The organism is Rhizobium sp. AN73, from assembly GCF_030757975.1.
In the GTDB taxonomy this organism is placed as follows: Bacteria; Pseudomonadota; Alphaproteobacteria; order Rhizobiales; family Rhizobiaceae; genus Agrobacterium; species Agrobacterium arsenijevicii.
In genome coordinates this window covers 2,228,731-2,239,914 of the sequence record NZ_JARWME010000002.1, presented here as the reverse complement: position 1 = coordinate 2,239,914, position 11,184 = coordinate 2,228,731, and the positions used below count along the sequence as shown (strand labels likewise).

General features: G+C 59.6%; 12 protein-coding genes. All 12 read left to right on the top strand.

Translation table 11 applies throughout. From position 1 onward, the window contains the following. Positions 1–102: 102 nt before the first annotated feature. The 12 genes from trpS to lnt all read left to right on the top strand — a co-directional run bounded on the left by trpS (position 103) and on the right by lnt (position 11,109). Complete coding sequence (gene trpS / locus RBH10_RS20955; protein WP_281038042.1) at positions 103–1,167, top strand: tryptophan--tRNA ligase; 1,065 nt, start codon at positions 103–105, stop codon at positions 1,165–1,167. Between the two features lie 117 nt (positions 1,168–1,284). After that, the gene (locus RBH10_RS20950) at positions 1,285–1,776 is read left to right on the top strand and encodes a universal stress protein (protein WP_003514782.1); all 492 of its coding nucleotides are present in this window, start codon (positions 1,285–1,287) and stop codon (positions 1,774–1,776) included. Between the two features lie 168 nt (positions 1,777–1,944). Next, positions 1,945–2,508, top strand: coding sequence for a NifU family protein (locus RBH10_RS20945; protein ID WP_281038043.1), 564 nt, complete (start codon positions 1,945–1,947; stop codon positions 2,506–2,508). A gap of 21 nt (positions 2,509–2,529) precedes the next feature. Continuing rightward, complete coding sequence (gene tsaB / locus RBH10_RS20940; RefSeq protein ID WP_281038044.1) at positions 2,530–3,198, top strand: tRNA (adenosine(37)-N6)-threonylcarbamoyltransferase complex dimerization subunit type 1 TsaB; 669 nt, start codon at positions 2,530–2,532, stop codon at positions 3,196–3,198. A 39-nt stretch (positions 3,199–3,237) separates the two neighbouring features. Beyond that, a complete protein-coding gene (locus RBH10_RS20935) occupies positions 3,238–3,732 on the top strand; it encodes a GNAT family N-acetyltransferase (protein ID WP_045015233.1) in 495 nt (164 codons plus the stop codon). A 69-nt stretch (positions 3,733–3,801) separates the two neighbouring features. Then, positions 3,802–4,230, top strand: coding sequence for a Fur family transcriptional regulator (locus tag RBH10_RS20930; RefSeq protein ID WP_003493538.1), 429 nt, complete (start codon positions 3,802–3,804; stop codon positions 4,228–4,230). A 30-nt stretch (positions 4,231–4,260) separates the two neighbouring features. Then, positions 4,261–5,055: a 1-acyl-sn-glycerol-3-phosphate acyltransferase gene (locus RBH10_RS20925; protein ID WP_281038045.1), complete on the top strand. Its 795-nt coding sequence runs from the start codon at positions 4,261–4,263 to the stop codon at positions 5,053–5,055. Positions 5,056–5,119: 64 nt separating this feature from the next. After that, positions 5,120–6,523, top strand: a complete 1,404-nt coding sequence (gene miaB, locus RBH10_RS20920) for a tRNA (N6-isopentenyl adenosine(37)-C2)-methylthiotransferase MiaB (RefSeq protein ID WP_281038046.1) — start codon at positions 5,120–5,122, stop codon at positions 6,521–6,523. A gap of 40 nt (positions 6,524–6,563) precedes the next feature. Next, the gene (locus tag RBH10_RS20915; RefSeq protein WP_045015230.1) at positions 6,564–7,619 is read left to right on the top strand and encodes a PhoH family protein; all 1,056 of its coding nucleotides are present in this window, start codon (positions 6,564–6,566) and stop codon (positions 7,617–7,619) included. Positions 7,620–7,627: 8 nt separating this feature from the next. Continuing rightward, entirely contained in the window at positions 7,628–8,134 is a 507-nt protein-coding gene (ybeY, locus tag RBH10_RS20910; protein ID WP_281038047.1) for an rRNA maturation RNase YbeY, read from the top strand. A gap of 15 nt (positions 8,135–8,149) precedes the next feature. After that, complete coding sequence (locus tag RBH10_RS20905; protein ID WP_281038048.1) at positions 8,150–9,295, top strand: hemolysin family protein; 1,146 nt, start codon at positions 8,150–8,152, stop codon at positions 9,293–9,295. Positions 9,296–9,519: 224 nt separating this feature from the next. Next, entirely contained in the window at positions 9,520–11,109 is a 1,590-nt protein-coding gene (lnt, locus tag RBH10_RS20900) for an apolipoprotein N-acyltransferase (RefSeq protein ID WP_281038049.1), read from the top strand. Positions 11,110–11,184 lie beyond the last annotated feature (75 nt).

Here is an 11,184-nt window from a genome sequence, read left to right as displayed (position 1 = left end):
CGGCCCTGAAACCGCTTGATTGCGAGGGGCTGTAGGTGCATAAGCGCGCGTGCAATTCCAACCACGGGGCGGGGCCCTCCACAAGCCTTTTCGAGGACGACAATGAACGCATTCAAGCCGCTGGTTTTCTCGGGCGTCCAGCCGACCGGCAATCTGCATCTCGGCAATTATCTCGGCGCCATTCGCAAATTCGTGGCTTTGCAGGAAGATAACGACTGCATCTATTGCGTCGTCGACATGCATGCCATCACCGCCCAGCTCGTTCATGCGGACCTGAAGGCGCAGATCCGCTCGATTGCGGCCGCCTTCATCGCCTCTGGCATCGACCCAGTGAAGCATATTGTCTTCAACCAGTCCGCCGTACCGCAGCATGCCGAACTTGCGTGGATATTCAATTGCGTGGCGCGCATCGGCTGGATGGAGCGCATGACGCAGTTCAAGGACAAGTCCGGCAAGAATGCCGAGCAGGTGTCGCTTGGTCTGCTCGCCTATCCGAGCCTGATGGCTGCCGACATTCTGGTTTATCGCGCCACTCATGTTCCGGTTGGCGACGACCAGAAGCAGCATCTGGAGCTGGCCCGCGACATCGCCCAGAAATTCAACATCGATTTCGGCGACCATATCCGCAAGGCGGGCCTTGGGCTCGACATCATGGTGGGCAATGAGCCGGTTCATGCCTATTTCCCGATGGTGGAGCCGCTGATCGGCGGTCCGGCACCGCGCGTGATGTCGTTGAAGGACGGCACCAAGAAGATGTCGAAGTCCGATCCTTCCGATCTGTCGCGCATCAACCTGATGGACGACGTCGACGCCATTTCGAAAAAGATCAAGAAGGCGAAGACGGACCCGGACGCGCTGCCGAGCGAAGTGGAAGGCCTGAAGGGCCGCCCCGAGGCCGAAAACCTCGTCGGTATCTATGCTGCGCTCTCCGACAAGACCAAGGCGGATGTTCTTGGCGAATTCGGCGGACAGCAGTTCTCGGCCTTCAAGCCGGCTCTCGTGGAGCTTGCCGTCAATGTGCTGGCTCCGGTCAACAACGAGATGCGCCGCCTTCTCGACGATCCGACCCATATCGACGCCATCCTCAGACAGGGTGGCGAGCGGGCTCGCGCGATCGCCGAAAATACGATGAACGAGGTGCGCGACATCATCGGGTTCCTTCGCTGACCCCGCATCGCCTAGCGGATGGCGGCGGGCGGTTTGCGCCAGCCGTGATTTGATATAATCTCCGCCCGAACCGTCGGGCGGTTTTTTTCGGATCGCGGCGGACACAGGGAGTGCGGAATGGTTTCAAAACGGCTGTCGCGTCTGGAAGGGCATCGTCGCAAATTTCTCGCTGTTATCGATGACACACCGGAATGCGAAAGGGCCGTGCATTATGCCGGTCGTCGCGCCAAGAACTCCAATGGCGGACTGGTTCTGCTTTACATGATCCCGGAAGGCGATTTCCAGCAATGGCTGGGCGTCGAGCAGATCATGCGGGCCGAGGCGCGCGAGGAGGCGGAAGCCACACTCGCCAAGATCGCCCAGAAGGTCCGTGAGACCATCGGTATCGAGCCTGAGGCGGTGATCCGCGAAGGCGGCGCAACCGAACAGATCCATGGGCTTATCGAGGAAGACCGCGATATCGCCATTCTGGTTTTGGCGGCGGGCTCGACGAAGGAAGGGCCGGGACCGCTCGTCTCCTCCATCTCCGGACGGGGTGCGGCTTTCCCCATTCCCGTTACCGTGCTGCCGGATACGCTGACGGATGAGGAAATCGACGCCCTCTGCTGACCGCTTTCGGCCTCGAAGACAGGGACGAGTTTCGGGCAAGAAGTTGGGGCTGACGATTTCTTGAATGTAATTATCATGTCAGGGCTTGAAGTAAGGCTTCGTCAGGCGTATTTTTTGGAAGAATTCTAAATTGCGGGGCGTGAACGGCGACCTCGAAGGAGACAGACGATGTTCATTCAGACGGAAGCCACGCCGAACCCCGCGACCCTCAAGTTCCTGCCGGGCAAGGTGGTGCTGGAGAGCGGCACGGCTGAGTTTCTCAACCCAGCGCAGGCACAGGCCTCGCCGCTGGCAGAGCGCCTCTTCACCATTCCGGGTGTTACCGGCGTTTATTTCGGCTTCGATTTCATCACCGTCACCAAGGATGACGCCGAATGGCAGCATCTGAAGCCCGCCATTCTCGGTTCGATCATGGAACATTTCATGTCCGGCCGCCCCATCATGGGCACCGCCATTGCGGCTGAAGTGTCGGATGAGGAAGGTGAGTTCTTCGAAGCGGGTGACGAAACCATCGTCGCCACTATCAAGGAACTGCTGGATAGCCGCGTCCGCCCTGCCGTGGCGCAGGATGGCGGCGATATCACGTTCCGCGGTTTCCGCGACGGTACCGTGTTCCTGAACATGAAGGGCGCCTGCTCCGGTTGCCCGTCCTCCACCGCCACGCTGAAACACGGCGTTCAGAACCTGCTTCGCCATTTCGTGCCGGAAGTGCGCGAAGTCGAAGCGGTATGACGTTGTAAGCCAGGCCACGCCATGATTGTTCTCGCACTCGACACGTCAGGTGTGGATTGTTCCGCATGCGTCTATGACAGCGCCTCTAACACGGTGCTGGGCGAGGTATGCGAAACGATCGGAAAAGGTCATGCCGAAAGGCTGATGGCTGTGATTGACGGCGCCTTGCAGCAGGCGCAATTACCGCTCCAGAAGGTCGAACGCATTGCCGTGACGATCGGGCCGGGTTCCTTCACCGGCATCCGCGTTGGTGTTGCCGCCGCGCGCGGCTTTGCCCTGTCGCTCGGCATAGAGGCGGTGGGCGTGACCACGCTTGAGACCATCGCCCTGCATCATCTGCTGGAAAACCCCGGCCGGCCCGTGGCCGTCGGGCTGGATGCCAAACGTGGCGAAGCCTATCTCCAGACATTTGCAGAGGATGGATCGCCGCTGCGTGAGGCCGCCCTTTTGTCTGTGGAGGATGCCAAAACGGCTCTCTCCGGTTTCGACGGCACAGTTATTGGCTCCGCGGCCCCTCTTTTTGCAGGATTGGAAGCGGGATCGGGGCCGGATCATTTCCCGATTTCCACGGTCGCACGGGCGGGCGGGCTGAAGCCTAAAGGCATGCCGAAGCCTGCGCCGCTTTATCTTCGCGGCCCCGATGCCCGGCCGCAGACAGGTTTTGCGCTGGCACGCCAGAGCGTTGCCTGATAGGTGGCACCCGTGAATGCGTGCGGATGATTCCTTGTTATGTTTGACGAATATCTAAGCTGGAAGCCCTATTTCGAGATCGTGCCGATGCAGTATGAGGATTGCGCCGGCGTGGCGGAACTGCATGCGCTGCGCTTTCCGCGCCCCTGGAATGACGGCGAATTTTCCGGGCTTTTGACGCAAGGCTCGGTTTTCGGTGCGGTCGCACGTCAGACGAATGCATTTTTCAGCAAGCCGCTCGGCGGCTTCGTGCTTGCGCGGGAGGTGGCCGGCGAGGCGGAAATCCTGACCGTTGCCGTGACCGACAAGTTTGCGCGCACCGGCCTTGGCTGGCGGCTGATGCAATCGGCCATTCGCGAGGCGATGATGCGCGGTGCCGAAACCATGTTCCTTGAGGTGGACAGCACCAATGCCTCCGCTCTCGGGCTCTATAAAAAGCTCGGCTTCAAAACGGTTGCGGAGCGTAAGGCTTACTACACCGCCAAAGATGGAACGAAGTCGACGGCGCTTGTCATGCGCCGCGATCTTCGCTAGTTCCCTGCGACAGGCATTTTTCGGCGAGAGCCCCGAAATTCAACCGGAATACTCAAAAGGCCAGAAGACGTGATAGACCTTTCGAAAACGCTGGAGGAACTTTGTGCCGAGCGCGGCATGCGGATGACGGACCAACGCCGTGTCATCGCCCGTGTGCTGCAGGAATCGGCCGACCATCCCGATGTCGAGGAGCTTTACCGCCGCTCCTCCGCCGTGGATCCGCGCATCTCGATTTCCACCGTCTACAGAACGGTGAAACTGTTTGAGGACGCCGGCATCATCGAGCGTCACGATTTTCGCGATGGCCGCTCGCGTTACGAGACCGTGCCTGAAGAACATCACGACCATCTGATCGATCTGAAGAACGGCGTGGTCATCGAGTTTCATTCGCCCGAGATCGAAGCCCTTCAGGAAAAGATCGCCCGGGAACACGGCTTCAAGCTCGTGGATCACCGGCTGGAACTTTACGGCGTGCCGTTGAAGCCCGGCGAACGCTGAGACGCCGGTGAACAAGCGCACGGTCCAATCATGATGTGGCTCCGGACAGCCTATATTGCGATCGTTCTCCTGATCGTGACGCTGGTATTGCTGCCGCTGCAACTGTTGGGCCTTGCCTTCGACTGGCGGATTCGCCGCCGCATTCCGCGCATCTGGCATCGCATCGCCTGCCATGTTCTCGGCATCCGCGTGCATGTCCACGGGGATGTGGAGCGGGCAAAACCGCTGATGCTGGCCGTCAATCATGCCTCGTGGAAGGACATTCTCGTTCTCGGCAGCATCGCCGACGTGGTGTTCATCGCCAAGACGGAAGTGCGTGACTGGCCCGTCTTCGGCTGGCTCGCCCGCCTGCAGAAAAGCATCTTCGTCCAGCGCGAGCAGAAGCGCAGTACCGGCGCACAGGTCGGCGAGATCGCCGCCCGTATGGCCGATGGCGAGATCGTCGTGTTGTTCCCCGAAGGCACCACCTCGGACGGTAACCGTATGCTCGCCGTTAAATCCTCGCTGTTTGGCGCAGCCTCCACGGCTGCCGAGCAGGTTCCGGGCAAGCTCGTTTATGTGCAGCCGGTCGCGATCGCCTATACGCGGGTGCAGGGCATGGCCATGGGGCGCTACCACCGGGTCATTGCGGCCTGGCCGGGCAGCATAACCCTGGTGCCGCATCTGCTCGGTATCATCAGGGCAGGCGCTATCGATGTCGACGTGACATTCGGCGACAGTGTTCCGTTTCACAGTACGGATAACCGCAAGCGCCTGGCGACCGATATCGCCGCTTCCATCCGTTCCATGCTGGCTTTCAGCCTGCGTGGCGGCTGGCGGAAATAGCGCATTGCAGCTTTTCCGGCATTTTTCTGTTTAATCCGGGCGTGAAAAACACTAGATAACCGCCATGACCCAGGAAACGCTTGGCCTCGACGCCCCCGAAATGATTGCCCGCGAGGGCTCTAACAGCAGGAAGGTCTTCATCAAGACCTATGGCTGTCAGATGAACGTCTACGATTCCGTCCGCATGAGCGATGCGCTGGCGAAGGACGGTTACGTTCAGACGGAGGATATGGGCGAGGCGGACCTGGTGCTTCTTAACACCTGTCACATCCGTGAGAAGGCCGCTGAAAAGGTCTATTCTGCGCTCGGCCGCCTGCGCGACATGAAAAAATCGCGCGAAGAGCAGGGGCGCGAATTCGTGATCGGCGTCGCCGGATGTGTAGCGCAGGCGGAAGGCGAGGAAATCCTTCGCCGCGCGCCTGCCGTCGATGTCGTCATCGGCCCGCAGACCTACCATCGCCTGCCGGACGCCCTGAAGCGGGTTCGTGGCGGCGAGCGTGTCATCGAAACCGAATATGCCGTCGAGGACAAGTTCGAACATCTGCCGGTCGCCGAGAAGGCGACGTTGCGCTCGCGCGGCGTCACGGCGTTTTTGACGGTGCAGGAAGGCTGCGACAAGTTCTGCACCTTCTGTGTTGTGCCCTATACGCGTGGTTCGGAAGTTTCGCGTCCCGTGCGCCAGATCGTCGATGAGGCGATGAAACTGGTGGATGCCGGCGTGCGCGAGATCACGCTGCTCGGCCAGAACGTCAATGCCTGGCAGGGCGAAGGCTCGAAGGGCGAAAAATGGGGTCTTGCCGAGCTTCTTTACCAGCTGGCGGAAATTCCGGGCCTGGCGCGGCTTCGTTACACCACCAGCCATCCGCGCGACATGGATGATCGCCTGATCGGCGCCCATCGCGATCTGCGTATCCTGATGCCCTATCTGCACTTGCCGGTTCAGTCCGGGTCGGATCGCATTCTGAAGGCGATGAACCGTCGCCATACGGGCGAGGAGTATATCCAGCTCATTGAGAAAATCCGGGCCGTCCGCCCTGATATTGCCATGTCGGGGGATTTTATTGTCGGCTTCCCCGGCGAGACGGATCGTGATTTCGAAGACACGATGGCGATCATCGAAGAGGTGAAATACGCGCAGGCGTTCTCCTTCAAATATTCCACCCGTCCCGGCACACCGGGCGCCGATCTGACGGATCAGGTTGCGGAAGAAGTGAAGGCTGAGCGGCTGGAACGGTTGCAGGCCCTGTTGCTGCGGCAGCAGAAGGAATTTGCGGAATCGCTGGTCGGAAAGACGATGGATGTGTTGCTGGAAAAGCCCGGCCGCATGCCTGAACAGTTGATAGGTCGTTCTCCCTGGCTGCAATCTGTGAATCTTGATGCAAAGACGTTGAAAATCGGTGACATTGTTAATGTACGAATCACCGCAACGGGTCCAAACAGCTTGTTTGCCGAGGTGGCAGAGAGTTAGAGTGAGGAGCCGACACTGATTGGGACAGGAGCCTGACCGCTTGAACGCACACGAATTGGTATCACCTTCATCGCGCCAGCCACGCTCAGCCGCGACCGACGCCAATCACTTCGTCCTCACGTTCGAGAATAACAGGATAGCGGGAGAGCTATTCGGTCAGTTCGATCAGAACCTCAAGTTGCTGGAACAGCGCCTCAACATTGATGCGCGCCCGCGCGGAAATTCCGTTGCCATCACCGGTGATGTCGTTGCTACCAATCAGGCCCGCCGGGCGCTGGATTTCCTTTATGAGCGCCTGCTCAAGGGCGGAACCGCCGAGGTTTCCGACGTGGAAGGCGCGATCCGCATGGCAATGGCTGCGGACGACCAGCTGACCTTGCCGACGATGGAGCGCAAGGCGAAGATCTCCATGGCGCAGATTTCCACGCGCAAGAAGACCGTCGCTGCCCGCACGCCAACGCAGGATGTCTATATGCGGGCGCTGGAGCAGTCCGAACTTGTTTTCGGCGTCGGCCCCGCTGGTACCGGCAAGACCTATCTTGCTGTGGCACATGCGGCGCAACTTCTGGAGCGTGGCGCGGTCGACCGCATCATCCTGTCGCGTCCTGCCGTGGAAGCGGGCGAACGCCTGGGCTTTCTGCCGGGCGACATGAAGGAAAAGGTCGATCCGTACCTGCGCCCGCTTTACGACGCGCTTTATGACATGATGCCGGGTGACAAGGTGGAGCGTGCCATTCAGGCGGGCGTCATCGAAATCGCCCCGCTCGCCTTCATGCGCGGACGCACGCTTGCCAATGCCGCCGTCATTCTGGACGAAGCCCAGAACACCACGACCATGCAGATGAAGATGTTCCTCACCCGTCTCGGTGAGAAAGGCCGCATGATCGTGACCGGCGACCCCAGCCAGGTGGACCTGCCGCGCGGCGTGAAGTCCGGCCTTGTCGAGGCCCTGCAAATCCTCGCCGATGTGGAAGGCGTGTCCGTTGTGCGCTTCAAGGATGTCGACGTCGTACGTCATCCGATGGTGGCACGCATCGTCCGGGCTTACGAATCCCACACGGCGGTGCCGGATGAAAGCCTCGTGAAGGGCAACTGACGAAGACAATGACAGCTCTGGATATTCAAATCAGCGTCGAGGCCGAAGGCTGGTCCTCGGAAGAGGACCTTCTTGCCTTCGCCACCAAGGCGCTGGATGCGGCGGTTGATTTTCTGAAGCGGGAAGAAGAGCAACCCTTCCCGAAAATGCCGGTGGAAGTGTCGCTGGTCTTTACCGACGATGAAAATATCCGGGAAATCAATGCCGAATGGCGCGACAAGGACAAGGCGACCAATGTCTTGTCTTTCCCCGCTTTTCCGCTGGAACCGGGCGGCATGCCCGGCCCGATGCTGGGCGATATCGTTGTCGCGCGCGAGACGGTTGAGCGCGAGGCCCTTGAACTTGAGAAGAGTTTCGAGGATCATCTGACCCATCTTCTTGTCCACGGGTTCCTGCACCTGTTCGGTTATGACCACATGGATGAGGAAGAAGCGGAAGAAATGGAGTCGCTTGAGACTCGCATTTTGGCGGTGCTTGGCCTATCTGATCCTTACGCGGGACAGGAACCGCTTTGAATATTGTCTGGAGCCATGAACGAACATTCTGCACGACCTGCCAATGAGGGCAGAGAAAACGGCGAGCAGTCCTCCTCGGAGGAGGGCAGTAGTCATTTACGAAACGAACCCAATGCAAAGCCGAGATCGACGATCTGGTCGCGCATAGGACGGTTGCTGAAACCGTCACAGGGCGAGCGCCTGCGCGAGGATTTAACCGACGCGCTGATGGCCGACACCGAAATCGGTGCCGCCTTTTCGCCCGAAGAGCGGGCGATGTTGAACAATATCCTGCGTTTCCGGGAAGTTCGGGTCGAAGATATCATGATCCCGCGGGTGGATATCGACGGTCTCGACCAGAACATGACCATCGGCGAAGCGCTGATCCTCTTTGAGGAAACCGGGCGCTCCCGCATGCCGGTCTACGATGAGACGCTGGATAACCCGAAGGGCATGATCCACATTCGCGATCTGCTGGCCTATGTCGCCAAGCAGGCGCGCAACAAACGCCGGGCGGGATCGAGAAGCGTCGCGTATGGCGAGGCGAAGGCACCGCGCTCTCCACGACCGAATTTTGACCTTGCACGGGTGGATCTCGAACAGACGGTCGCCGATGCCGGGCTGGTACGCAAAATTCTTTTTGCGCCGCCCTCGATGCTGGCCTCCACTCTTTTGAAGACCATGCAGGCACAGCGAACGCAGCTCGCCCTTGTGATCGACGAATATGGTGGCACGGATGGTCTCGTCAGCCACGAGGATATCGTCGAGATGGTCGTGGGTGACATCGATGACGAGCACGACAAGGACGAGACGATGTTTTCGCGTCTGTCCCCCGATGTGCTGGTGGCGGATGCCCGCGCCGAACTCACGGAACTTGCCGAGGCGATCGGGCCGGAATTCGATGTCCGTGAGCATCTGGAAGAAATTGATACGCTTGGTGGCCTTATCTTCTTCGCACTCGGCCGCATTCCGGCAAAGGGCGAGATCGTTCGGGCCGTACCCGGTTTCGAGTTCCAGATCCTCGATGCGGATACAAGGCGTATCAAGGGCGTGCGTATCGTCCGCGATCACGGCTCGGAAGGGCAGGATGACCGCGCGCCGGGCGATGCCGGTGACAATGGGGTGATTGCGCTGCCCGGTCCGGATGTCCGCCTCATCACGCATCAGCAGAATGCCGATTGAGGAAGATCGATGGGGCGCTGTTCCCCGTCGTTTTCGTATCTCCGATATACCAATCCGGCAGGTTTGAGCGCCCTTACCGAGCAGCCAAGAGGGTACGTGGCGCTCGAGCCGCCGTCCCCTGTGGACTGCGAATCTTTTTCCTTTACGTCGGGTCTGAGGGAAAATTCCGTGGCGCGGTCTTGCCGGGAGCGGTCTTTCCCGGACGCGCATAAAACGGAGATGGTATGGAGCGTCTTGCAGGCAAGGTAATGCTGGCCGGTGGCAAAAGCCGCGCAGCGATGGCGGTTGCCGCAGGTGCGGTCGGAGCACTGGCCTTGCCTCCGTTCGGCTTTTTCGCGGCGTTGTTTTTGTCTTTCACCCTGCTTGTCTGGCTTGTGGATGGCTGCACCGGCAAACCGGGCGGCGGCATCTTCAGCCGCATCATGCCCGCTTTCGGGATTGGCTGGTGTTTCGGGTTTGGCTATTTCGTGGCGGGCCTGTGGTGGCTGGGCAATGCCCTTTTGCTGGAGGCAGACGAGTTCGCCTGGGCGCTGCCGCTCGCTATTCTTGGCCTTCCGGCTCTTCTCGCGCTGTTTTACGGTTTTGCGGTCGCCGCTGCCAATATCGTCTGGTCGGATGGTCTCGGGCGTATCGCAGCACTTGCGGCCGCATTCGGCCTTCTGGAGTGGCTGCGCAGCTTCGTGGCGACCGGCTTTCCCTGGAACGCCATCGGTTACGGCATCATGCCCGTCCCGATCATGATGCAGTCGGCGCATGTGCTTGGTCTTTTCGGTGTGACCACGCTTGCCGTTTTCATTTTTGCCGCCCCGGCCTTGATCGGTACGAAAAAAGGCATGTGGCCGGGCCTCGTTGTGGCGGGCCTGCTGCTGGCCGGTCATTTCGGTTATGGCTTTTACCGCCTTCAGACACCGGTGGAAACGCCGGCAGATGCGCTGACCGTCAGGATCGTGCAGCCGTCGATCGACCAGTCCCGCAAGATGCTGAATGCGGACCGGGCGGAGATTTTCGCCGAGCATCTGCGGCTGACGGCCCTGCCGCCTGGCGAAGGGAAAAAACGCCCCGATATCGTCGTCTGGCCTGAGACCTCCGTACCGTTTATCCTGACGCAAAACCCGGACGCTCTGGCGGAAATCGCGAAAACACTGGAGGACGGGCAGGTCCTGTTCACCGGCGCAGTCAGAATGGAAGACCAGGGGGCCGGCCGCCCGCCGCGTTATTACAATTCGGTCTATGCGATCGATAGCCAGGGCGAAATCATCGGCGCAACCGACAAGGTCCATCTGACACCCTTCGGAGAATATGTTCCCTTTGAAGGCATCCTGCGGGAATTCGGCATCAACAATGTCATCAGCCTGCCGGGCGGCTTTTCGGCCGCCTCTTCGCGCACGCCTTTGACGCTTCCTTCCGGCAAGACCTTCTATCCGTTGATCTGTTACGAGATCATTTTTCCGGGCGAGATGACCCCGGGCCTAGTGGGGGCTACGGCGATCCTGAACGTCACGAATGATGGCTGGTTCGGCGATACGCCCGGCCCATATCAGCACTTTCTGCAGGCGAGAGTCCGGGCCGTTGAGACGGGAGTACCGGTGATTCGCGGCGCGAATACCGGAATTTCCGCCGTCATCGACCCCTATGGCCGTATTTTAGCCGGGTTGGACTACGGTTGGGTTGGAATTGTTGACGCCACCTTGAGTGGTGGGTCAAACGACGCATTTACTTACGACATACATCGGACGTATTTCTGGTTGATTTTTTCTATAATGCTGATCGTTGCGGTATTTCCTGCCTGGAGTTTTGCTCGGCGCCAGAATTGACCAGGAACCCCCACAATTGCATAGTGAATACGTCAGTCGTAAAACAAGTTTAGACGCTGTCGAATTGCCGGCTCA

Bases quoted from the DNA above. Each gene is read 5' to 3' on its own strand.
- RBH10_RS20905 (WP_281038048.1), top strand. From the start codon at position 8,150: ATGAACGAACATTCTGCACGACCTGCCAATGAGGGCAGAGAAAACGGC.
- ybeY (WP_281038047.1), top strand. From the start codon at position 7,628: ATGACAGCTCTGGATATTCAAATCAGCGTCGAGGCCGAAGGCTGGTCC.
- tsaB (WP_281038044.1), top strand. From the start codon at position 2,530: ATGATTGTTCTCGCACTCGACACGTCAGGTGTGGATTGTTCCGCATGC.
- trpS (WP_281038042.1), top strand. From the start codon at position 103: ATGAACGCATTCAAGCCGCTGGTTTTCTCGGGCGTCCAGCCGACCGGC.
- miaB (WP_281038046.1), top strand. From the start codon at position 5,120: ATGACCCAGGAAACGCTTGGCCTCGACGCCCCCGAAATGATTGCCCGC.
- RBH10_RS20935 (WP_045015233.1), top strand. From the start codon at position 3,238: ATGTTTGACGAATATCTAAGCTGGAAGCCCTATTTCGAGATCGTGCCG.
- lnt (WP_281038049.1), top strand. From the start codon at position 9,520: ATGGAGCGTCTTGCAGGCAAGGTAATGCTGGCCGGTGGCAAAAGCCGC.
- RBH10_RS20945 (WP_281038043.1), top strand. From the start codon at position 1,945: ATGTTCATTCAGACGGAAGCCACGCCGAACCCCGCGACCCTCAAGTTC.
- RBH10_RS20925 (WP_281038045.1), top strand. From the start codon at position 4,261: ATGATGTGGCTCCGGACAGCCTATATTGCGATCGTTCTCCTGATCGTG.
- RBH10_RS20950 (WP_003514782.1), top strand. From the start codon at position 1,285: ATGGTTTCAAAACGGCTGTCGCGTCTGGAAGGGCATCGTCGCAAATTT.